24 protein-coding genes are annotated in these 22,104 nt (G+C 62.6%); 17 read left to right on the plus strand and 7 right to left on the minus strand.

Annotated features, from left to right (window positions below):
- Nucleotides 1-373: 373 nt before the first annotated feature.
- Nucleotides 374-697, minus strand: a complete 324-nt coding sequence (locus tag KNN17_RS20735; RefSeq protein ID WP_241710739.1) for a hypothetical protein — start codon at nucleotides 695-697, stop codon at nucleotides 374-376.
- A gap of 145 nt (nucleotides 698-842) precedes the next feature.
- Between KNN17_RS20735 and KNN17_RS20740 the strand changes: the two genes are divergently transcribed.
- The gene (locus KNN17_RS20740) at nucleotides 843-1,181 is read left to right on the plus strand and encodes a TfoX/Sxy family protein (RefSeq protein WP_241710740.1); all 339 of its coding nucleotides are present in this window, start codon (nucleotides 843-845) and stop codon (nucleotides 1,179-1,181) included.
- 9 nt (nucleotides 1,182-1,190) lie between these two features.
- Nucleotides 1,191-1,694, plus strand: a complete 504-nt coding sequence (locus KNN17_RS20745) for a mycothiol transferase (RefSeq protein ID WP_241710741.1) — start codon at nucleotides 1,191-1,193, stop codon at nucleotides 1,692-1,694.
- A 9-nt stretch (nucleotides 1,695-1,703) separates the two neighbouring features.
- On the opposite strand, the gene KNN17_RS20750 is transcribed toward KNN17_RS20745, so the two are convergent.
- On the minus strand, nucleotides 1,704-3,113 hold the full coding sequence (locus KNN17_RS20750) for an MFS transporter (protein ID WP_078106117.1): 1,410 nt from the start codon (nucleotides 3,111-3,113) through the stop codon (nucleotides 1,704-1,706).
- A gap of 115 nt (nucleotides 3,114-3,228) precedes the next feature.
- Here KNN17_RS20750 and KNN17_RS20755 point away from each other — a divergent pair, with 115 nt between their 5' ends.
- Both KNN17_RS20755 and KNN17_RS20760 read left to right on the plus strand, forming a co-directional pair.
- Complete coding sequence (locus KNN17_RS20755; RefSeq protein ID WP_241710742.1) at nucleotides 3,229-3,777, plus strand: TetR/AcrR family transcriptional regulator; 549 nt, start codon at nucleotides 3,229-3,231, stop codon at nucleotides 3,775-3,777.
- A gap of 218 nt (nucleotides 3,778-3,995) precedes the next feature.
- Complete coding sequence (locus tag KNN17_RS20760; protein WP_241710743.1) at nucleotides 3,996-4,916, plus strand: hypothetical protein; 921 nt, start codon at nucleotides 3,996-3,998, stop codon at nucleotides 4,914-4,916.
- A 10-nt stretch (nucleotides 4,917-4,926) separates the two neighbouring features.
- On the opposite strand, the gene KNN17_RS20765 is transcribed toward KNN17_RS20760, so the two are convergent.
- Complete coding sequence (locus KNN17_RS20765) at nucleotides 4,927-5,505, minus strand: VanZ family protein (protein WP_241710744.1); 579 nt, start codon at nucleotides 5,503-5,505, stop codon at nucleotides 4,927-4,929.
- Between the two features lie 131 nt (nucleotides 5,506-5,636).
- Here KNN17_RS20765 and KNN17_RS20770 point away from each other — a divergent pair, with 131 nt between their 5' ends.
- From KNN17_RS20770 to KNN17_RS20795, 6 genes are all read left to right on the plus strand, one after another.
- Nucleotides 5,637-7,004, plus strand: a complete 1,368-nt coding sequence (locus tag KNN17_RS20770) for an MFS transporter (protein ID WP_241710745.1) — start codon at nucleotides 5,637-5,639, stop codon at nucleotides 7,002-7,004.
- A gap of 245 nt (nucleotides 7,005-7,249) precedes the next feature.
- Nucleotides 7,250-8,545 carry a glycosyltransferase 87 family protein gene (locus KNN17_RS20775; RefSeq protein ID WP_241710746.1) on the plus strand — a complete coding sequence of 432 codons (1,296 nt, stop codon included), beginning with the start codon at nucleotides 7,250-7,252 and terminating at the stop codon, nucleotides 8,543-8,545.
- A gap of 274 nt (nucleotides 8,546-8,819) precedes the next feature.
- Nucleotides 8,820-9,152 carry a hypothetical protein gene (locus KNN17_RS20780; protein WP_241710747.1) on the plus strand — a complete coding sequence of 111 codons (333 nt, stop codon included), beginning with the start codon at nucleotides 8,820-8,822 and terminating at the stop codon, nucleotides 9,150-9,152.
- 345 nt (nucleotides 9,153-9,497) lie between these two features.
- Nucleotides 9,498-10,277: a DUF2182 domain-containing protein gene (locus KNN17_RS20785; RefSeq protein WP_241710748.1), complete on the plus strand. Its 780-nt coding sequence runs from the start codon at nucleotides 9,498-9,500 to the stop codon at nucleotides 10,275-10,277.
- Between the two features lie 45 nt (nucleotides 10,278-10,322).
- Nucleotides 10,323-10,739: an ester cyclase gene (locus KNN17_RS20790; RefSeq protein WP_078106109.1), complete on the plus strand. Its 417-nt coding sequence runs from the start codon at nucleotides 10,323-10,325 to the stop codon at nucleotides 10,737-10,739.
- A gap of 59 nt (nucleotides 10,740-10,798) precedes the next feature.
- Nucleotides 10,799-10,981, plus strand: coding sequence for a hypothetical protein (locus KNN17_RS20795; protein ID WP_241710749.1), 183 nt, complete (start codon nucleotides 10,799-10,801; stop codon nucleotides 10,979-10,981).
- A gap of 16 nt (nucleotides 10,982-10,997) precedes the next feature.
- Here KNN17_RS20795 and KNN17_RS20800 read toward each other — a convergent pair whose 3' ends face one another.
- Nucleotides 10,998-12,332, minus strand: coding sequence for a DUF2254 domain-containing protein (locus KNN17_RS20800; protein WP_241710750.1), 1,335 nt, complete (start codon nucleotides 12,330-12,332; stop codon nucleotides 10,998-11,000).
- 107 nt (nucleotides 12,333-12,439) lie between these two features.
- Between KNN17_RS20800 and KNN17_RS20805 the strand changes: the two genes are divergently transcribed.
- Both KNN17_RS20805 and KNN17_RS20810 read left to right on the plus strand, forming a co-directional pair.
- Nucleotides 12,440-12,979 carry a flavodoxin domain-containing protein gene (locus KNN17_RS20805; RefSeq protein WP_241710751.1) on the plus strand — a complete coding sequence of 180 codons (540 nt, stop codon included), beginning with the start codon at nucleotides 12,440-12,442 and terminating at the stop codon, nucleotides 12,977-12,979.
- Between the two features lie 102 nt (nucleotides 12,980-13,081).
- Complete coding sequence (locus tag KNN17_RS20810) at nucleotides 13,082-13,645, plus strand: YceI family protein (RefSeq protein ID WP_078106102.1); 564 nt, start codon at nucleotides 13,082-13,084, stop codon at nucleotides 13,643-13,645.
- Nucleotides 13,646-13,683: 38 nt separating this feature from the next.
- Here the strand turns inward: KNN17_RS20810 and KNN17_RS20815 are convergent, their stop codons facing one another.
- On the minus strand, nucleotides 13,684-14,352 hold the full coding sequence (locus KNN17_RS20815; protein WP_241710752.1) for a response regulator: 669 nt from the start codon (nucleotides 14,350-14,352) through the stop codon (nucleotides 13,684-13,686).
- A gap of 225 nt (nucleotides 14,353-14,577) precedes the next feature.
- Here KNN17_RS20815 and KNN17_RS20820 point away from each other — a divergent pair, with 225 nt between their 5' ends.
- From KNN17_RS20820 to KNN17_RS20830, 3 genes are all read left to right on the plus strand, one after another.
- A complete protein-coding gene (locus KNN17_RS20820) occupies nucleotides 14,578-15,435 on the plus strand; it encodes an ABC transporter ATP-binding protein (RefSeq protein WP_241710753.1) in 858 nt (285 codons plus the stop codon).
- Between the two features lie 26 nt (nucleotides 15,436-15,461).
- Nucleotides 15,462-16,316 (plus strand): ABC transporter permease, encoded by an 855-nt coding sequence (locus KNN17_RS20825; protein ID WP_216353788.1) that lies wholly within the window; start codon nucleotides 15,462-15,464, stop codon nucleotides 16,314-16,316.
- 66 nt (nucleotides 16,317-16,382) lie between these two features.
- Nucleotides 16,383-17,489 carry an ABC transporter substrate-binding protein gene (locus KNN17_RS20830; RefSeq protein ID WP_241710754.1) on the plus strand — a complete coding sequence of 369 codons (1,107 nt, stop codon included), beginning with the start codon at nucleotides 16,383-16,385 and terminating at the stop codon, nucleotides 17,487-17,489.
- Between the two features lie 85 nt (nucleotides 17,490-17,574).
- Here the strand turns inward: KNN17_RS20830 and KNN17_RS20835 are convergent, their stop codons facing one another.
- Together KNN17_RS20835 and KNN17_RS20840 are read right to left on the minus strand one after the other, a co-directional pair.
- The gene (locus KNN17_RS20835; RefSeq protein WP_241710755.1) at nucleotides 17,575-17,925 is read right to left on the minus strand and encodes a hypothetical protein; all 351 of its coding nucleotides are present in this window, start codon (nucleotides 17,923-17,925) and stop codon (nucleotides 17,575-17,577) included.
- Nucleotides 17,926-18,815: 890 nt separating this feature from the next.
- Nucleotides 18,816-19,790: an aldo/keto reductase gene (locus KNN17_RS20840; RefSeq protein WP_241710756.1), complete on the minus strand. Its 975-nt coding sequence runs from the start codon at nucleotides 19,788-19,790 to the stop codon at nucleotides 18,816-18,818.
- Nucleotides 19,791-20,050: 260 nt separating this feature from the next.
- On the opposite strand from KNN17_RS20840, the gene KNN17_RS20845 reads away from it, so the two are divergent.
- On the plus strand, nucleotides 20,051-20,986 hold the full coding sequence (locus KNN17_RS20845; RefSeq protein WP_241710757.1) for a 2-hydroxyacid dehydrogenase: 936 nt from the start codon (nucleotides 20,051-20,053) through the stop codon (nucleotides 20,984-20,986).
- 275 nt (nucleotides 20,987-21,261) lie between these two features.
- Nucleotides 21,262-22,104 (plus strand): winged helix-turn-helix domain-containing protein (locus tag KNN17_RS20850; protein ID WP_241710758.1); only part of this gene is annotated, 843 nt, incomplete at its 3' end.

Raw genomic sequence — 22,104 nt, forward strand, 5'->3', positions numbered from 1 at the left:
GGCTTTCGAACTGCGCAGGGCTTTCGAACTGCGCAGGGTCTTGTAGCCGGACCGGGTTTTGGTGCTGCGCAGGGCTTTGGAACCGGGCCAGGTTCTGGTGCTGCGCAGCGTGTTGAAACCGGCCAGGGCTTTGAAGCTGGGCTGCGAACTGAGCTGCGTATTGGAGCCGGGCATGGCGGGCGGCGACAGGCTTCAGGCGGCGGGCAACGCGCCCCAGCGACGGGATCCCGCCGTCGGGCGCGGCCGCCCGAGGTGCGGTGAGGTGACCGGTGCCTTCCATGACTAAACCCTGTCACGAGGCACTGACAATTAAGCCCCCACGCTGCCACCCGCCGACGAGAAAAGCGAAAACAAGGAAAACACGTCCCAAGTACTAGCTGTTGAGGTCCCAATGAACCCGGATCGCCTCGGCGACCGGCCCTGCCGTGACATCGACTTGGAACGAAACGGGCGCGGTCCCTGTCGCTTGAATGATGGTGTCGTGATAGACGCGGCCGCATGCCGGACACAGGGTGTAGAGGTCCTCGTCGTCGGGCCACGCGGCAAGTCCGGCGGGGATAGGCGAGTCATTTCCGGCGTAAACAGGAACGCCCTGTGAGTTGGCCTGAATCAATCCCTCTTTGCTGACGGTGTTTCCGCAGAGACAAGTGATCGTGGTGACATCATGACCGATGACATCGGCGAATTCAGTGTCCATGTGAGCTCCCCGCAGTCGGAAGAGGTTCTGCTTGTAGTTTATGCCTGCAGATCCACCGATGCTTGATCCGCCGAATGCCTGATCCCGAACAACCGGCGGATCGGAACTGGTTGTTCCACGAGGTCTTGGGCGGGAAGATGTTCCCATGCTGCCTGAGGAGCGATTCAACGTGCTGGTTGATGAATTCAGGGCCAGTCCGGACGTCGGCGTGCCGGGAGAACCGGGGCAACGCGGATTCGGTTCGAATGCTCTCAAGGTCCACGGCTCGATTTTTGCGATGCTCTCCGGAGGCAGGCTCGTTGTGAAGCTGCCGCACCAGCGGGTCGAGACGTTGATCGGAACCGGAGCTGGCGCACCGTTTGACGCCGGAAAGGGCCGTGCGATGAGGGAATGGCTCACCGTCACTTCCGACGATGAGGAGTCCTGGCTGGCCCTGGCACGCGAGGCCTTGGACTTCGTGGGATCCCGGCGAAGAACACAGTGAAAGGACGCGATGAAATCCAACGAACTGCTGCTGGATGCTTTTGCCCGGATCCGTGACATAGTGGCCGCCACGCTTGAAGGGGTCGACGGCGAGTCCCTGGCCCGGCGGCCCGGCGGCACCGGGAACTCTATAGCCTGGTTGATTTGGCACCTCAGCCGGGTGGAGGACGTCCAAGTCGCGTCGGCCGCCGGCGTCGAACAGGCGTGGACCTCGCAGGAGTTTGCCGCCCGCTTCAAGCTGCCACTGCCCGAACGCGACACCGGCTACGGCCACTCGAGCGATAAAGTCGACGCAGTTCAGGCGCCGCCGGCGCTGTTGCTCGAATACTACGACGCCGTCCATCGGCAGACGGTGGCGTTCGTGAAAACCCTTGGCGATGAGGACCTTGATCGCGTCGTCGACACCCGTTGGGACCCGCCTGTCACTCTCGGCGTGCGGTTGGTCAGCACGATTGCCGATTGCCTTCAGCACGCGGGACAGGCCGCCTATGCCAGGGGCTTAGGCGGCCTGTGAGAGCACTCCTCATGCGGCGTTCCGGGGTTTGAAGACCAACCCCAGGACGGCTGCCAGCGCGAGTGCGGAAAGGACGGTTGCCGACCAGAACCCGGCCCGCCCGCCGGTCAGGAAATCGCCGGGGACAGCGAATGCCGCGTAGATCGAAGCGACGATGGCCAGCCCGACGGCGCCGCCCAACTGCTGCATTGTCTGGAAGAGTCCCGATGCGGAACCTGCGTGCTCGGGTTCGACGTTTCGCAGCGCGAGCGTCGTGAGCGGCATGAACGTCATTCCGGCGGAGATTCCGGTGCCCAGAAGCGCGAGCAAAACAATGGCGAACGGGGTGTCAGCGTTGAGTTGCGTGAGCGGCAAGAAAGCGACGACGCGAAGGGCCGTGCCGAAGATGACCAGACTGACGGCTCCGAAGCGCTCGAGGAGCCGCGGGACGATCCGCGACATCGCGAAGATGCTCAGCGGCATCGGCAGGAACGCCAGCCCCGTCACCATCGGCGTGAGGTGCAGATCGTCTTCGAGGTACTGGACCATGAGGAAGAACATCGCCAGCATCCCGCCGTAGGTGGCCGCCATCGCTGCCAGCGCGGCCACTCGGCTGGGACTGCGCAGCAGTTGCGGTCGGAGCAGCGGGTGGGCCACCCTCCGTTCGGTGACGGCAAGAATGGCGATCAGCGCGGCCCCGACAACCAGGCCGCCGATCGTCCGCGGACTCGACCAGCCGACGTCGCCCGCTTGGATGAGGCCCCACACGATGGCGACGGCGCCGCCCGTCGCGGTGACCGCTCCGAGGATGTCGAAGCGCCCGGGGCGCCGGGGGGTTTCCGCGACGAGGCGCGGTACCGCAATGAGGACCACGACGCCGATCGGCACGTTGATGAAGAGGGTCCACCGCCAGCTGGTGGTGTCGGTGAGAAGACCGCCGAGGATGAGCCCGAGCGCGCCACCCATGGAGGCAATGGCGGAGAACAGGGCGAGCGCCCGGTTCCGCGCGCCGTCGTCCTTTGCGCTTGTGGTGATGAGTGCGAGCACGCTCGGAGCGGCGAATGCGGCGCCGAGGCCCTGAAGCGCGCGTGCGATGACGAGAAGGAGCGGCGAGGTGGCCAGGCCGCCGAGTAGTGAGAAGAGCGTGAAGGCCGCGACGCCCACCAGGAAGGTGCGACGGCGGCCGACGACGTCTCCGATCCGTCCGCCGAGCAGCAGGAGGCCGCCGAAAGCGACGGCGTAGCCGTTCAGGACCCAGCTGAGCTCGGCCCGGTCGAAGTGGAGGTCGGTGGCGATGTGGGGGAGCGCGACGTTCACGACAGTCGCGTCGAGGACAAGCATGAGTTGGGCCAGCATGACCAGCCAGAGGCCAATGCTGCCGGCGCGACGGCCGGATGTAACGATCCCGGCTGGGGCGCGTGTGGCGATTGTGGGTGTCATGGGAGGTGTCCTGTTCTAGCCGAGGGGGCTGACGTACACTAAGAGGAGAGATGCTCCGCTTAGAACTATACGGAGACACTCTCCGATTTGCAATGGTGTATCGAAAGGTGTTTCTGTGCGCGCTGACGCCCAACGCAACCGCGACCGGATCGTGGAGGTTGCACGTGCGCTCTTCCGGGTCAAAGGCTACGAAGCCGTTTCGATGGATGAAGTTGCCAAAACGGCCGAGGTGGGACCCGGTACGCTCTACCGGCACTTCCCTACCAAAGAGTCGTTGTACGACGCGGTCCTGGAAGCGTGGGCAGAGAAGGTCAACACCGCCGTCGAACGGGCCCTGACGCTCGACGCCCCTGCGCGGGAGCGGTTGCTGAATTGGCTGACCGACTATGCGTCGATGCTGACAGAGCACAAGGGTGCCGCCGCGCGGATTACTGCCGCGTTGGGCGACCCCGGTTCGCCATTCGCGGCAAAGTGCCAGACCTACCTGGGGGCCAATCAGCGCGTGATCGAGGCGTTGGACTCGGCCTTGCGCCCCGGAGTCGACGCGATGCAGATCAGCCGGCTCGTCGGTGGCGTGGCCGCGGTAGTGGACAACAGCGAACTTCCGGCCGATGCAGCAGCATCGATGCTCGCGGTAGTCGCTGACGGACTGATTGCTTCCTGACGCGGTTCAGAGGGCTGAGCCCCATTCTCCGGGTGCAATCCCGGCCACACTCGCAAATCCATTAACTAAGTCGAGTAGGGATCACTCAAGGCTGTCTGGAAGCCGGTCCGTAGGATCCGTAGTGAGCCGAAGATGGCTCACTGCCATTGCTTTTTGGAACGCAATGTGCGGCAGTACCAGCCCCGGCAGGGCCCTGAACCATGCCAAGGACGCACATCATGAAAACTGCAAAACTCATGGCCGTCGCTTGCCTCTTGTTTGCTTGGATAGCCATCCCATCCTCCGCCGCGAATGCCGCACCGATGGCGTCTCCGAACCCGGCCGCCGCGTTGGGCAACGACATTTCCTGGCCCCAATGCGGGGGCGGACTGCCTTCCGGCCAGGCGTTCGCGATCGTCGGAGTGAACGGCGGCCGGCCGGGCACCGTGAATCCCTGTTTCGCCGAACAGCTGGGCTGGGCCAGCGGTTCGGCGGGCGGGACGAGCCAAGCGGCGGCCGCTCTGTACGTCAACACCGCCAATCCCGCAGGATCTGGCGGGTGGTGGCCGGCATCCAACAGGGACGTCACCCTGACGGGTCCTAACCCGTATGGAAACTGCGACGGGACCGCTTCGGCGGCCTGTGCCTACATCTACGGTTACGGAATGGCCTCCGACGACGTCAACCGGTTCGGTGTACCCGACCCCGCCAAGCACATGTGGTGGCTGGACGTGGAGACCGGGAATGCCTGGTCCTGGGACACTGTGGCCAACGCCGCCGATCTTGAAGGCATGGCCGCCTACCTGCAAAGCATTGGCGTTGCGGTGGGCATCTACTCAACGTCGTACCAGTTCGGGGTCATCGCTGGTCAGCTTCGCCCCAACAGCAATCTGAACGGGCTTAAGAGCTGGCTTGCCGGAGCAACGTCACCCGAGTCCGCCGCCGAACTCTGCTCGGCCCCTCCGCTGACGGCCGGGGGCGTGGTTGCGCTCACCCAATTCACCACGGACTTCGACTACAACTACTCCTGCATTCCACCCGCGCCGCCGCCACCGCCAGCACCCGCGCCGGTAGTAGCCCCGCCGGCGCCCCCGGTCCCGACGCTGACTGAAGACGCCAACGGCAAGCGCAAGCCGGTTCTGTCCATACCGCAGAGCTGACGGGATGTGTTCACATGTGTAGTCGGATGATGAACAAGAAGTAGACCCAGACGGGCATCGAAAGCAGCGAAAACACGGCCATCGCGGTCCGTTCCCGGGATCGCCCGCGCAGGATCGCGGAGAGCAGCCGGAATGCGAGAATTCCGATGAGTCCTCCGACGCAGTTCAGAATCACATCGTCGATGTCCGATGCTCCAACCGCAAACACGCCCTGGATGATCTCCACGGCGACGCTGACCGAGGCGACCTTGAGCATGGTCAGCCATGCGGCCGCCCGAGGTCGGAGCCACGATGCGTAGACTCCGAGCGGGATGAAGATCAGGATGTTCCCGGCGACGTTGGCGAACGCCACTCTCGCGGTCCCGGGAGAGTGGCTGAACGCGTATTGCGCGATGCTTGCGAACGGGAGGAGATTGATCGATCTCTCCGAACCCGGTGAACGAGAGAAGAGAAGCAGCTTCAGGAGGAAGGCCGCGTAGAGGGCGAAAACGGCGAAGATGGCCAGAGTCTCCGCCTTCGCCCGTTTCGTGGTGGGTCGACTGCCCCGCACATCATCCGTGACCGTGGTGGGTTTCGGTTTTGCACGCATCCGCAGGACGATACAGAGGCAACCTGTTGTGCTCCTGTGAAACCTGGATCCGACAACCGCCCCAGAGGCGTGCCGCCGTTCGTGACGCGTCGTTTCGTGACCTGAGGCAACGATGGACCAGACTTAGGGACGTGAGCAACAAACCCCGCCCCGGCCTAGCGATCGCTGCATTGAGTCTCGGGACGGCGCTGAATCCGCTTAACTCATCGATGATCGCGGTTGCGCTCGTGGTTCTGCGCCAGGACTTTGCGCTCGACGTCGCCACGGTCACCTGGGTGATCACGTCCTTCTACCTCGCCTCCGCGGCTGGCCAGCCGCTCATGGGCCGGCTCGCGGACCGTTTCGGTCCGCGGAGGTTGTTCACCTTCGGCATGGCGGTGGTTGCCATTTCCTGCCTTCTGGCGCCGTTCTCGCCGAACTTCGCACTGGTCTGCGTGGCGCGCGCGCTCATGGCGGTGGGGACCGCGACGGCGTACCCGTGCGCCGTCGTGATGGTCTCGACGCTCAGCCGGCAGGCGAACATCAGCTCCACCCGGCCCCTGGGCCGGATCCAGATGGCGAACACCTCGGCAGCAGCGGTGGGGCCCGTCGTCGGCGGTCTCTTGGTGAGCCTTGTCGGCTGGCAGGCGCTGTTCGCGATCAACGTGCCGATCTCGCTTCTGGCCCTGATCGTGGTGCGGCGGGTGGCGCCGCCCGACGTCGGACGCGAAAGCGGCAAGCTCTCCGCCCTCCTGCGCGATTCCGACATTCCGGGCATCCTGGCGTTCATCGCCTCCCTGACGCTCGCGATGATGGCGCTGCTCAACGTCATGCCGGCTTATCGCTGGTGGTTCGTCGCCGTCGCTGTTGTCTTGGCGGGGCTGTTCGCATGGCGCGAGTTCCGGTTCAGTCCGCCGTTCCTGGACTTGCGGCTGCTCGGCCGGAACCGGCCGCTGTTGCTGTTGTACTTGGGTTTCGCGGTGTTCAGTGCGGTCTACTATTTTGCCTTCTTCGGGCTTCCGCAGTTGCTGCAGCAGGCCGGAAGGTACGACGCCGGCGTGGTCGGCCTGCTGATGCTGCCCCTTGCTGCCATGTCGGTTTTCGTGACGCCGGTGACGGTGCGGTTCATTGAGCGGTTCGGCGTACGGTCCGTGATGATCGCTGGCGTCGTGCTTTTGGCGGTGGCTTCCGGTGCGCTCGGGGTGCTGACGCTGTCCTTCTGGCCCCCGCTGGTGCTCATACTCACGGCGCTGATGGGTATTCCGTATGGCGTGGTCAGCACGGCGTCGAACCAAGGTTTGTATGTGTCCGCGCGGCCTGAGGACAGGGGAGTGGCAGCCGGGATTTTCCAGACGTGCCGATACCTCGGGGCCATCACTGCGACGGTGCTCATTGGTGTGCTGTACGGGCCCGGGGTCAACCAGGCAAACTGGGGGCTCATGGTGCTCGTGATGCTGGGCCTGAGCGCGGTGGTGTTTGTGCTGGCGCTGGCTTGGCGGAAGCCGGGGGCCGTGGGATAGGTCCCATCGCGCCGCTCCGAAACCCGCTGCGGCTCGATAGACCCCTATACCTACTCCGACCCAGCTTGACCACTCATTTTCGGTGCGATGCCCACTCAATTTCAGTGCAATGGACACCCAGTGATGATTTTCGACCGTAGCGTTGGATAGATTGTCAGGCTAGGGCTCTGGGGCGCTCTCCTCAGACTTGGAAGGCAGCCAGGCTCACATTTCAAAGCTGGGGTGTCTGCGTGAGGAGCTGGGAAGTGTTCGAAGAGAAAGTCCGGCGGGCACTTGACTACGTGGCTAAGTCCTACCGGAAACGTCCTTTCACGTTAGCCGAAATTTTGAGCGGCGTTGTTCGGATGTGGCCATTAGTGACAATTGTCCCGGCGCTGGGGATCATCTTTGCCAGCCTGTATCTGCTCAATCTCGGCGTCTACCCTCCGGTGGACTTCTTGGTTTATCGGTACGCTTCGGTAGCGTCTTGGCCCGGGGGAGACATCTATTCCCGCAACATTTTTGGGGAACTTTTGCCGGCCGAGGGTCTGCCTTTCGTTTACACGCCGTTTGCAGCTGCGCTCCTATCTGTCACGAGTTTGTTTCCTTCCCAGGTGTCCTTCATGCTGTGGACCACGGGCTGCGTAGCAATTTTGGCGTTCATCATTGGTGTTTGCCTGCCGCAGTCTTTGCCCAGGCGCCGGACGATATGGCTCGCGCTTCTTTTGCTGGGCTGTTGTACCACCATCGTCGCCCAGCACTTGGTGTGGGGTCAGATCAACTTGTTCCTCGCTGGACTCTGTCTCGCGGATTTCTGTCGTCACACCAATAGAAGGTGGTCCCGGTTCGTTCCGAAAGGGGTGTTGATCGGGGTCGCTGCCGGTATCAAGCTGACCCCGGCCATCTTCATTCCTTATCTCTTGATGACAAGACAATGGCATATGGCGGTCTCCGCCACTGTCGGTTTCGTCGGGACGGTCATTATTGGCGGGATCATGTTTCCCGCCATGTCAGTCACCTATTGGTTCTCAAACGTGTGGCAGCTCAGCTCGAAGGTTGATCTCGGCACCCAGTTCGCCAGCGCGGGCAACAACTCCATACAGGGGGCGGCCGGAGCGATCGGGCATTGGGCGGTCTCGCCCTCCCAGGTCATCGTTATCGTTGTGGCCCTTCTCGGCTTGTTGGCTGCTGCGGAGATCTTCCGCGCGGGACAGACGCTGGCGGCGGTTCTGACTGTCGGAATGACTGCCAATCTTGTCTCACCTGTAAGTTGGGTGCATCACTGGGTCTATCTGATCCCGGCCCTTATCGTGCTCTGGTTCCTGGGACGGACGCGCACGCGGATCTTCGTAGCAGCTGCCGCGCTCGTTCTGCTGATCCATGGAACGGATCTGGGTGAACACATGCTGCAGAACGGCCCTATCATGCTCGCACCCCTGGGCATACTCCTTCGAGAGTCGTTGCTGCTTATTTCAATCGCAACTATAGGGACGTTCTTCGCGCTAAGGAGCCGCACCTCGCCTCTCGCGGCAGCAGTGCAACCTGTGCCCCGCGTCAGATGAAAGGTCAGTACATCCTATGGCTGGAAATAGTGCACCAAGCAGACGCCAGTTATTACTTCCTGTCCAAGACGGAAGCTTGGTCGAAGCGCGCGGTCGGCTGTTCATGGGGGCCGACGGACATGCCTATGTACGGCCGAGAATGCACCCGGATGAACCGCGTATCGGTCTGCACGAGCAAGCTCAAATGGACACAACGCCATTCAGAATCAGGGTCACGGGCCTTGAAACTGGTGAACCGGGCTCGTGGCACACATTTCGTGGCACTGTAAGGGGGATGAGCATCGAAGTTGAAGCTGTACTCGATGCCCCTGCGGAATGGCTCGACTCGTGGGAGGAAGCGGACCCAAGATACGCAGAGTCGAAGCCCGATGAGCCGTCGGAGTGGTTCCTAAGTCCCGACCGCAAGGCGCTTCTGGAAGGAATCTTTGCCAGCTTTGAAGAGCATAAGGACTTCTATCCCCATATTTCGTCCGGACTCAACGGCACTTACGAAGGTACATTCCGCGTTAGCCTGTACATGCTGGCGATCAACGAAAGTTTCGCATCGTGGGCAGGCAGCTACAGTTCCGACGACCTCCTTGTTCGATCGTTCGTGAGGGCGCTGTAGCTTTGGGGTTGCTGTGCGTTGGACAAACACTGTCGGCGTGGTCTCTGCGATGCTGCTCCCCGGAGCCGCGCGTTGACTGCCTGCGACGGAGGCGTCCAACGGCATGCCGGTTGCCCGGTCCGCCTCGAAACGGGGACGTAGTCCCGGCCACGGGGAACTGAAGTGCGTCGCCGGGAGGCTTGCGCTCCGGCAAGCAGAGCATATTGACACCCTCATGAGGCCGGAATATCGTCGGCCTTACGAGGTTCGTGGGTCTCAAAATGAGTGATTTCGGCGCTGCCTTTGGGGGAGCTCCGCTAGTCGATGGTGCTAGCGAGGAGAGTCCTCAATGTCTTGGGAAATGTCATGAGAGCCATGCGCGCCACAGCGTTCAGGATGGATCCACGCGAGGCCGGCTTGGTCGCCGTTCTGCTCGTCCTCGCGGCAGTCAGCTGGATCGTTTCTGCCGCACAAACGTCCGGGATGGACATGGGGCGTTGGACGGATCCCGGGCCGCTCGGTTTCTTCCTCACCACCTGGGTGGTGATGCTTGCGGCGATGATGTTTCCGTCCGTGGCGCCCATGGTGGTCGCTTACGCCAGGATCACCCAGCACCGCCGCGAGACCGGGCGCTATGCACCTGCGGGTTCCACGGCCATATTCGTGGCCGGCTACCTGATCTCGTGGACGATCTTCGGCCTCGCCGCCTATGCGCTGTACGCGATGGTCGCGTCCCTCGTTCCGGGGTTGTTTTCCTCCGATCCGGGCGGTCGCTACCTTGCAGCCGCAGTGATTTTTGTGGCGGCCCTGTACCAGCTCACGCCGGCCAAGAACGTCTCCCTGATGAAATGCCGGACGCCGATGGACTTCATCCTGCGCCGAATCCGCTACGGGACCTTTGGTGCGCTGCGCCTTGGACTCGAACACGGCGTGTGGTGCGTCGCCTGCTGCTGGGCGCTCATGTTGGCGCTCTTCGCGCTCGGCGTGATGAGCGTCGGTTGGATGGCTGTGGTGGGGGCGTTCATTGCGCTCGAGAAGATGCTCCCGTGGAGGCGGATCGCCAACCGATTGGTCGCCGTCGCGCTGGCCGTGATCGCCGTGGCGATCGCCGTTGCGCCCGGGATGGCGCCCGGAGTCGGGATGTAAGTACGGGGGAAAAATGGGACGGTCTCACTCATAAAGGAGTCGGAAATGACTGATGACAATGGACTGATCGGGCGTTTTTACAAGGAAATCATCGAGGGTGGAAACCTGGATCTGATTGATGAGCTCGCGATGGACAACCTGGTGGACCACGAAGAGGCACTTCCCGGACAACCGCCTGGGAAGGACGGCGTTCGGTTCTTCGTCTCGGCCATCCGGACAGCGTTCCCGGACATCAAGGTCAAGACATTAGAGCCGTGGCTGACGGACGGAACCTTCGAGGCGTGCCACGTTGTGATGACGGGTACCCACCGCGGTGACATGGCCGGCGTTCCAGCATCAGGCAATAGCGTCGAGTTCGGCGGGACCGACATCATCCGCGTCGAGGACGGCAAAGTTGCTGAGCACTGGGGATCAACTGACACCCTCAGCCTCATGCAGCAGATCGGCGCCGTTCCCCAGTAGCGATTCCGCAATAGAGTCACCCGCCAGCGCTCCGAGAAGCGGGCGGGAGGCATTCGGAGGTGAGCCGGGAAGTCTGGTCGGCAGCTCAAGCCCTCGCTGTGGCCTTCACTCTCGTTGCCAATCTTTCCCGCGGGTTTCCCCTCGTCAGCCTCGCCGTCGCAGGCCTCCTTTACCGGGCCTGGACCAAAGCAGGACGCCCCCGCGGCATCCGCAATCTTGCCGCGGAAGCAGAAGTCGAATGACGCAGGCAGGCAAACCCTAGCTGCCGGTGCCGCTCGCGCCGTCGGCGTCGTCGAAGGCTTCCAGTAGCGCTGCGCCCTCCGCGAGGAGGGGGTCGCGATCGGCTGGCTGGGCGACGAGCCGGGTCACATCGCTCATGAGGGTCTCGACGTACTGACGCACGACGGCGTGGTGGGCCGCGTCGCCGAACCACACGAGCTCACGGCACGCGCGCAACAGGGCCCTGACGACGCGTGGCTCGTTCGCGCCGTAGCGTCGCACCTGTCCGAGGGCCAGATCCACGAGATAGGCGAAATCGCGGGCCGGTACGTAAAGTCTTACGGTGCCTTGCGCGTCCGCCACGGCCTGCGGCCCGTGCTGCCGGATGGAGAGGGCCGCGAGGATCGAGCCGAGATGGTCCACCGCTTGGTTCGCAGTGTAGGGATCGTTGATCGCGGGCGAGAGCGCTTTGGACGCGACGTCGGCGAGTTGCCGGATCCCGAAGGCGACGTCCTGCTCGAGGGTCCGTTCGTACCCGATCCGTACGCTCTGGGCGAGCGCACGGCGCAGTTCAGCCCCGCCGTCGGGCGCAAGACGACGCTCGCCCTCGCCTTTGGTCTCCCACACCCACGCGAGCGGGGAACCCGCGACGACGTGCCGGCCGATCATGGGCACCATCCGGCCAGTCAGGCCCCGGCTCGCCAGCGCCTCGACGAACGCCTTCACATGGAAGGCCTGGACATATCCCGACTGCGGTACCAGCAGGGCCGTGGCGCCGGGCGGCGGGTTTGGCATGCGGATTCCGGGATCCCCGGGAACAAAGGACCGCTCGATCACCTTGAGCGTGGCCTTCTCGACACCCTTCATGACTTGATCCACCTGGATCGAATGGGACAGATGGTGGGCGAAAAAGACGAGCATCACCATGCTCACGAACAGCAGCAGGAGTGCCCCGCTCACCGCGAGGCGAGGGTAGTCCTGGGTGCGCTGTCCGGCGGCGATGCCCACCGTGTAGAGACCAGCGGTGCTGTACGCGAACGTGGCCACGAACGCGCTGAGCGTTACCTGGTTGGGGATGTCGCGCAGGAAGTTCCGCAGCAACCGCGGGCTGAACTGCGTCGACGCGAGCTGCAGTGCCACGACGGTGAGGCCGAGCACGACGGCGATGACGGTCACCATGGTGCTCGCGATCCCGATGAGCAGGTTACGCGCGTCGTCGGAGGTCCCTTGGAAGAGGAGGACTGCGAGGGGCGACGTGGCGTCGAGCTGAACCGCGGAGAGCCCCGCACCCGCGATGATTGCGACGACGACGGCGCAGGTGGGCATCGCCCACAGGGCACTCGCTAGATACTCCCGAACGGCATCACGCCTCACAAGTGTCACTCTCGACTGAGGGTGCCCGCCAGTCAAGGGGAGGCTTGTGAATTCACGGAGGACCTTGGACCCTATAACGTCCGTTCGGAGCGGGGACACACTGGCATATGGCCAACATCTACATTGCTTACGGGACCGTTGAAGGACAGACGGCCCAGATCGCTGAATATATTGCCGACGTCGCTCGGGGCCACGGCCACGAGGCGCAGACGGCGGACATCAAGGATGCCGGGGATACCCTGCCGGACGGTTACGACGCCGTCATCGTCGGGGCGTCCGTCCATGTGGGCAAGCACGAGGGCTACGTGCGGGACTTTGTGCGGAACCACACCGCCGCGCTTCAGCGACTCCCTTCCGCGTTCTTCTCGGTCAGTCTCGCCGCCCAAGGCGATGAGGAGAGTGCCGAGGGCTACGTGGAGAGGTTCGAGGACGAGACGGGATGGCGTCCTGCCCACGTGGGACTCTTCAGTGGAGCCCTGCTGTATACCCACTACGGGTTCCTCAAACGCGCGGTGATGAAGAAGATCACCCGCGACAAAGGCAGCGTGGACTTGGATACCTCGCGCGACTACGTCTACACAGAGTGGGACGGGGTGAGGCGGTTCACCGAGGACTTCCTGGCTGGATTGGCCACCCCCGCTGCTTAAGCTCAGGCCGGGTGGTCCCGCAATCCTTGACTTCATGCCGAGGCTCAACAAGGGTGGAAGGGATCGATCCAAGCGACATTCTTGCGAAACAGGAGATCCACCATGACTCTTCCCAAAGGTTTGACTTCCGGCATCTGGCTGCTCGACATGGCTCACAGCGAGATCGGCTTTAGCGTCCGGCACGCCGGCATCAGCAAAGTCCGCGGACGCTTCACTGACGCAAGCGCCGAGGCCCGCGTCCGCGAGTCGTTGGCCGACGCTTCGCTCCACGCAACGGTCAAGACCGCGAGCTTCGACTCCGGCGATGCCAACCGTGACGCCCACGTCCGCGGCGCCGACTTTTTCGACGTCGAGAAGTTCCCGGAGATGACCTTCCGGGCCACCAGCGTAGAGGGCGACGGCGATGACTACACTCTGACGGGCGACCTCACCATCCGCGGGATCACCAAGCCGGTGGAGCTGGAAGTTGAGTTCACCGGCGTCGCGGTTGATCCTTTCGGCGCGACCCGCGCCGGGTTCTCCGCCGAAACCGAGATCAGCCGGAAGGACTTCGGACTGACGTGGAACGCAGCGCTCGAGACCGGCGGTTTCCTGGTGAGCGACAAGGTGAAGATCAACCTCGAGGCTGCCCTCGTGAAGCAGGCCGAGCCCGCCGCAGCCGAGTAGTCAGCGGCCGAGTAGGCAAGAGGTAGCCGGCCGGCCGCTCAACTCACCGTGTAGGAGTTGAGCGGCCGGCCGGTGCCGCCATACGTGAGGTCCAAGACGAGAAGGCCTTTTTGTTCCAGGACGCTGAGGTAACGCTGCGCCGTCGGGCGGCTGACCCCAAGCTGTCCGGCGATTTCAGCGGCGCTGACGGGACCCCCGGCGGCGCGGACGGCGTCGAGCGCTTTCTGCATGGTGGGCTGCAGACGCGGCGCCGGAGCCGCGGGCCTGACCCCGGCGGAGCGCGCGTTGTAGAGGCTATCAATGGTGGCTTGATCGGCAGTTGAAGCGGAATCCAGCTCCTGCCGCCAGCTCCGGTACGCCTCCAATTGCGTGCGGAGCCGGTCAAAGCTGAACGGCTTGACGATGTAATAGACCGCGCCGCTGGTCATCGCTGACTTGACGGTGGCCAGGTCCTGGGCCGCGGTAATGACGATGCAGTCGACGTCGGTTCCGGCCGCCTGCAGGGACCGCAGCATCGAGATCCCGTCCTCGTCCGGCAGGTGTACATCCAGCAAGAGCAAGTCCGGGTTGAGGCGCGCTATCGCCTCCCGCGCGGCTGCGGCGCTGTACACCTGACCGACACATTCGAAACCATCAACCCTGGCCACGCGGGCAGCGTGGATTCCGGCGACCCGGAAATCGTCGTCGACGACCAATGTCCTAATCAAGGTTTGGACTCCTTTCCATGTCCGCGCCGGTACGGGCGTTCCGGTAGTTGAAGCGACGGCAGAAAACGCACAAAACGTGCATTTTTGCGGCTAAGGCGCACAACTTACTGAAGACTTCTGGCCCGGATGCTCCCTTCCTAAGCTTGACACAGTTGCCGTGATCCACATCACGAATTCAAGGAAATCCCAATGAAGGGACTCCAAAGACAGAGAGGTCTTAGCGTTATGAATGCTATCCACCCCAACCGGCCGCCCGGGGCCCCCGAGAGGACTGAGGACGCCGCGGGCATCGACATCGTCGGGTTGACCAAGCGTTACCTCACTCCCAAGAACGAGACATTCACTGCCATCCGCGATGTGACGTTGAGGGTCGAACCCGGCCAGTTCTGCGCGATCGTCGGACCGACGGGCTGCGGCAAGTCGACCACCCTGGCCCAGGTCTCCGGCCTGGAACGGCCGAGCGCCGGCTCGGTGCGGGTCCACGACCAGCTGGTTGACGGCATCACCAATGGCGTCAGTTACATGTTCCAAGCAGACGCGCTCTTCCCGTGGAAGACCGTTCTCGGAAACGTTTTGATCGGCCCGGTCCTGCTCGGGACGCCGAAGAAGGAAGCCACCGTGCTCGCAAGGGACTGGCTGCGCCGCGTGGGCCTGGCCGGCTTCGAGGACCGTTATCCGCACCAGTTGTCCGGCGGCATGCGCAAGCGCGTCGCCATGGCGGCGGCGCTGATCAACAACCCGCGGATCCTCTTGATGGATGAGCCGTTCGGCGCCCTCGACGTGCAGACCAAGGCCATCATGCAGAATGAGCTGCTGGCGCTCTGGGAAGAACTGCGCCCCTCTGTCCTGTTCATCACGCACGACCTCGACGAGGCCGTGGCGCTCGCCGACAAGGTGGTCATCATGACCAGCAGCCCGGGAACCATCAAGGATGTCTTCGACATCGATCTGCCCCGGCCGCGTGGAGATGTCCAGAAGATCCGGCACGAGGAGCGGTTCCTGGAGCTGCAGGGCCAGATCTGGGAGTCCTTGAAGGACGAAGTCACTCGCGCTTACAAGCAATCGGCGGGTGTAGCAGCATGACAACCACAATCAGTAGAGGTGCTCCCGTGCAAGAGCAAGAGAAAGCACAAGCGAGTGAGCTCAAGGTTTCCGCCCGGCGTGCCATGAACCGTCGCACCACGTGGGTTTGGGCCGGCCGTGCCATTCTCGCGTTCGTTGTGATCGGTGGCTGGCAGTGGTTCACCACGGAGGGCTGGGTGGACAAGTTCTTCTTCGGCCAGCCGACCGAAATCTGGAACAGCCTGGTCAAGCTCTTCACCGAGGGCACGGCATTCGGCACCATTTGGGAAAACCTCTGGGTCACCATGCAGGAAGCGATTTACGGCTTCTTGCTCGGCACGCTCGTCGGCGTCGTGCTCGGGATCCTTTTGGGCTCGAACAAGTACCTGTCGGAAGTTGTCGGCCCGTATATCCGGATCGTGAACTCCATCCCCAGAATCGTGCTCGGCTCGATCTTCATCGTGGCGTTCGGCCTCGGCGTCTTCCCGAAGGTGCTGCTCGCAGCGGTCCTGGTCTTCTTCGTCGTCTTCTTCAACGCCTTCCAGGGTGTCCGTGAAGTGGACCAGAACCTGGTCGGAAACGTCCGAGTCCTGGGTGCATCGCCGCTCCAGGTAGCGATCCACGTGACCATTCCCTCGGCTATGACCTGGATCATCGCCAGCTTGCACACGGCATTCGGCTTCGCGATCATCGGCGCGCTTGTTGCTGAAGTGCTCGGTGCCCAGCAGGGAATCGGCCTGATCATCAGCCAGGCACAGGGAACCTTCGACCCCAACACGGTCTTCGCTTGCATGGTGATCATCGCAGTCATCACGCTCGGGGCGGAATACCTCATCGCCCTGCTAGAGCACACCCTGCTCAAGTGGCGGCCACCAAACCGTTCCGAAGCCCAGGCGATCTGACGCTCGCCGTTTTGCACTCCACTTACCCAACGCTCGAATCCTCACAATAGAAGGAAAAGCACAACCATGATGAAGAACAAGATCTACGCCGTCGGCGCTGCCGGAGTGATCGCACTGAGCCTCGCGGCTTGCGGCACCAGCTCCGCAAGCAGCAGCAGCACTGCGAGCGGCGGTGCTTCCGCGGACGCCGCCTCGATGCCCACCGTGAAGATGATGGTTGGCGGCATCGACAAGCAGATCTACCTGCCGTACCAGCTCGCAGAGCAGCTTGGCTACTACCAGAAGTACGGCGTGAAGGTGGAGCTCTCTACCGAGCAGCAGGGTGGCGTTGGCGCCGAAGACGCGATGGCATCGGGGCAGGTGGACATGGCCGGTGCCTGGTACGTCCACACCGTCGACTTCCAGTCCAAGGGCAAGAACGTCATCAACCTCGTACAGCTCTCGAGCGCACCGGGCGAACGCATCATGTGCAGCCCCAAGGCAAACGTGAAGACGGGTGCGGACCTCAAGGGCAAGACCGTCGGCGTTACCGACCTCGGCTCGGGAACCGATGAGCTCACCCAGTTCATCGCCGCGAAGGCCGGCCTCGCCAAGACTGACTACCACACGATCGCCGTCGGCGCCGGATCAACCGCCATCGCGGCCATCCAGCGCGGCTCCGCTGACTGCGTCATGACCACCCAGCCCACGGTCGGGGCCCTCGAGAGCAAGAACCTCGCCACTTCCGCGATTGACCTCGCCACCACTGAGGGTGCCACCGCAGCACTTGGCGGCACCCTGCCGTCGGCCGGCCTCCTCGCCCAGTCTGACTGGGTCAAGACCCACGAAGACGCAGCCCAGAAGGTTGTCAACGCCCTCGTCGACACGATGCACTGGATCAGCACCCACTCCGCCCAGGACATCGCCGACAAGCTGCCCCAGTCCTTCGTCCAGAACAGCACCATCTCCAAGGACCAGTACGTCGCAGCGCTGAACCAGGACAAGGGCCAGTTCCTCCCGGACGGCATCATGCCCGCCGGCGGCCCGAAGACCATCTTCGACGAAGAGAAGACCATCGGCGTTGACACCTCCAAGGTCAACATCCCCGACACTTTCACCCAGAAGTACGCCCAGGCCGCACTCAAGCTTGAGGGCTATACCGCTACCACCACCCCTGCCGGCAACGACGGCTAATCTCTTCTAGCTCCTAAACAATCGGCCTGCGTGGTAATCCACGCAGGCCGATTTTTTTTGTTTCTTTACTTGCGGATGCGCGGAGTTAGAGCCGCCGCGTACTCCTTCGATTTCTCGTTAGCCATTCGTTGGATTTGAAGAATTTTGCCAGCTCCGGTCCGGCATTCTCGGAGATACGTGCGTTGCCATCGGTCATGTCAAACAGGGGAAGGTAGCCCTTTTGCTTGGCCAAATCATTCGCTATTTCGAGAACCGACTTTTCCTCGGATGATACCGGATCACCGCTGATCACTCGCTCGGCTATGTGCTCGCACCCGGACACTTGCAGTATGACCATGAGGTCGAAGTTTCTGAACTCGTGCTCACGCCAGATGCTCTTCAGTTGAAGAGGCCCGATGGTGCTGCTGTCGCCAGCCCTAACTTCATAGCTCGTCATGGGGCCAGTGTCTCACTTGTAGCATTCTGTTGCGTGTTGACCGACAGTATTTCCATCCTTCTTGAGATACATCGTGGCAACATATCGACCTGCGCCGTGGTTTGAGGCGTAGAAGGTCGACGTCGTTAGAAATCCGGTCCTGCTCGCTTGGAGCGTCTGGCGTGGGCGGAGGTCGAACGTACCTGAGCCGTCCGGGAAACTTATTGACCACCACGTCTCGTACCACGCGCCCGCCTGGAGGTCCCAGGCTCCGCCACTGTATGAAAACGAGCTTCCGCCGCAGCCAACGTACACATCTACTTCCGGCCACCACAATCCATCCGGACTCGCTTGGTCGCCCGCGGGGCTTGGTTGGTTCAGTGATGGTGCCGGAGTGGACACAGAAGTAGACGCTTGAGATGGCGGTGCTATGGCAAACAAGGCCAGGACCACCGCTAGAGCCAGAACAAATTTCCTTGCTAGTCGCATAGCTATTCCCCATCGAACAGATGCAAATGAAAACCGGGTGAACGGTTTTTTTAGGCTAGACCTCCAGCATCTGAGAGTCAACCCTCAGATAGCAGCAAATCGGCTTATTCTTTGGGTTCAAGCTGCCCACAGCTTTGTCTAGAACCACAGCTGCGTCTCCGCGCTGAACACGGACGAGGGTCAGTTCGTCCCGGACTGCATCATGCGAAGATTCCGGTCGGTGGCACCTTCACCAACGAATACGCCCAGGCGGCGCTCAAGCTCGAGGGCTACACCGCTACCACGACGCCTGCCGGCGATGACGGCTAAGCTCTTCCTTCAAGAGCTAGCCCCAAAACAATCGGCCTGCGTGGTAACCAACGCAGGCCGATTGTCTTGTTTCTAGTGAGACGCTCGGGGTGGCCGCCCTCGCTTGCCAATGCCTAGACGTCGATGCTGGCCATGTTGGGGTAGCGCGCGCCGGCAGTGGACCCTGCCGGGGCCAGTTCGTCGAGGCGCTTCAGGTCCTCTTCGGAGAGTACGACGGCGGTGGCCCCCAGGTTCTCTGCCAGGCGTTCGCGCTTCTTGGTGCCGGGGATCGGGACGATGTGCTCGCCCTGTGCCAGCAGCCAGGCGAGGGCCAGCTGCCCCGGGGTGCATTGCTTCTGGTCGGCGAGTTCTTTCACCCGGTCCACCAGTTCCAGGTTGCGCTTGAAGTTGTCGCCTTGGAATCTAGGGGAGTGCCGACGGAAATCATTCTCGGCAAAGTCTTCCTCGGAGCGAATTTGCCCGGTCAGGAACCCTCGGCCGAGGGGACTGTAGGGAACGAACCCAATGCCTAGTTCCTCCAGGACCGGGAAGACCTTCGTTTCCGGTTCCCGTTCCCAGAGGGAGTACTCGGTCTGCAAAGCGGTGATGGGATGCACTGCGTGGGCGCGGCGGATGGTGTCCGGCGCGGCCTCGGAAAGTCCCAAGTGCCGGACTTTTCCAGCCTGGACCAGTTCGGCCATGGCGCCGACCGTGTCTTCGATGGGGACGGTCTTGTCCACCCTGTGCTGGTAGTACAGGTCGATGTGGTCCACACCGAGGCGCTGCAGGCTGGCGTCGCATGCGGAGCGGACGTACTCGGGCTTGCCATTGACACCCACAAAGGAGCCGTCGTCGCGCCGTTCGTTTCCGAACTTCGTGGCCAGCACGACGTCCTCACGACGGCCGGCGATGGCCTTGCCCACCAGCTTTTCGTTGGTGAACGGCCCGTACATGTCGGCGGTATCCAACAGGCTGCCGCCGGCGTCGAGGAAGGCGCTGATGGTGGCGAGGGATTCGCGGTCGTCCCCTTCGCCGTAGAACTCACTCATGCCCATGCAGCCGAGGCCGAGGGCAGAAACGGTCAGTGAACCAAGCGTGCGGTTTTCCATGGGGTTCTCTCCTTGTAGGTGGCAGAACGTGCTGGACGGCAGGACGGTGCTCAGAGAGGGGTGCGGGTAGGGCCACTATAGGCAGGTTGGGGGAAGAGGGACAACGTGGGGGCGGGAACGGGCCGCCGGACCGCAGCGGAAAGTAAATTGGTGTTGGAACACGACGTGCCGTCCGGCTAAATCGACCGCCAAGGGAAGCAGGAAAAGGAAATGAGCGAAAGCGCGCTGCGTGCTGCGAACGTCATTCTGATGGTGGCGCAATGACGGCCCGACTGCGGGTGTGCCTGCCCGATCAGAAACTCCTGGACGCCATGGAACCTTCCGCCGACGTCGAGTTCGTGGTGTGGGACCTGATTGGCCCAGCGCCGGCGGACGCCTTCGACCTGCTGGTGCCGCCCTACATGGGGCGTCCAGACGCGCTCACGGCGCTGGATGGCGTGACGGTCCGACTCGTGCAAAGCCAGTCGATAGGGTACGACGGCGTCGCCGACGTCTTGCCGTCGGGTTGCGCTTTCGCGAACGCGGCGGGAGTCCATGAGACGTCGACGGCGGAACTCGCCTTGGGGATGATGATCGCCAGCCAGCGCGGGATTCCGGACTTTGTGCATAACCAGGCGTCCGGAACATGGGCCAACGGTCAGCGCCCGAGTTTGGCGGACCGCAAGGTTCTTTTGGTCGGCTACGGGGGAGTGGGGAAGGCCATTGGAGCCAGGCTGTTGCCGTTCGAAACGCTGGTGATGCGGATGGCAAGCCGCGAACGGGACGATGAACATGGCCGGATCTACGGCATCGATTCACTGTACGAACAATTGCCGTTGAACGAGATCGTGGTGGTCAGCGTACCTCTGTCCGAGCAAACCCGTGGGCTGGTTGATGCCCGGTTCCTCGCGGCTATGCCGGACGGAGCGTTGTTGGTGAACGTGGCGCGGGGTCCTGTGGTGGACACTAACGCCTTGCTTCGGGAGACGTCTTCGGGACGGTTGCGCGCTGCTTTGGATGTGACGGACCCGGAGCCATTGCCGGCCGACCATCCTTTATGGACGGCCCCCGGTGTGCTGATCACGCCCCATGTTGGCGGGGCAAGCTCGGCGATGTTCCCCCGGATGGTCCGGCTGATCGAGAAGCAGATCTCGTTGCTGCTCGCTGGGGAGCCGCCCGCGAACGTGGTGCTGGGCAAAAAATCAGTGGCTGGCTAGGTGACTGAGGGGGCACGCGGAGCGTAGGTATTCCGGCCTGTCGTTGCTGGCCGCCCAGGAGCCATGGTCGCCGCATTCGTCCCCGAACTTCGTGGCCAGAACGATGTTTCGCCCTTCCCCTTGCTGCAGCAAGGGGAAAGTACGACGTCGGCGCGGTTGGCCTGCTGATGTTCCCGCCAAAGTACCTCGCCCGGGCCCAACTCGAGTCGTTGCGCTCCGCGGAGAGCGAGAATAGCCTGCATCTAGCCTCTAAGTTGCAATAGGAGATCCTCGTCATGTCAGTAGCGGAAAACAACACGCGGCGCCTGCGCCTGATTCTGGAACTTCTTGGGGATCAACCTGACGGCCTATATAAGACCACCGGTTCTGATGGAATCTTCCCACAAGTCTTCGAACGTATCCCCCCTGAGGGCCCGGAGTCACTGCCTGTATCAGATGGTAGGACTCGGGCGGAAGTGAACTTGGCTTGGTCGACGGTGGACCTCGTGAAGGCCGGATGGTTAGAAAAGAGCGGTACGGGTCTGTGGAAGATCACGGATGACGGAAGACGGGCGCTCCTCGATTTCCCTGACGCCTTGGCGCTGGCGGCCGAAGCCAGAAACCGCTACAACGCCTGGAGCGCACTCAGCGCCGAAAAGAAGAGGGAGCAGCTTCGGGACACGATCGTCGCGGGGAACAGGGATGAGGAGATCATTCGGGATGCAGCTCTGGCGTTTGCCCAGCGCGGTCTGCAAGAAGGAGGCTCCGTATTCTCGGAAGGCAGGATCGTGTGGGCAAGAGGACCGGTTAACGAGCTTCTCGGGGTCTTCGTCGAGGCGCCCGAAACCGATGCCGGGAACTTTGTGGGCAAGCTCAAAATGCAGCTCGCCGACGTTTCCGACGACGCACGGCTGCTGATGGCGGAACTGGTGTGCTGGCAGTTACTTCCGATTAGTCCGAACCGAATCGGTGAACGTGCCAAGAAGGAACGCGTGCAGACGCTACTGGGATACATGGATCATCCGGTACAGATTCCGGCCGAAATCATCAAAGCCTTCAAGGTCGGAAGCTTCGACCCTGGGCAGGCCATGAATAACAAACTTTACGAAGCGCTCGTCTTGATCATCCGGCTGCTCGAC

Origin of the sequence: Arthrobacter bambusae (genome assembly GCF_022606295.1) — a bacterium.
Lineage (GTDB): Bacteria > Actinomycetota > Actinomycetes > Actinomycetales > Micrococcaceae > Arthrobacter > Arthrobacter bambusae_A.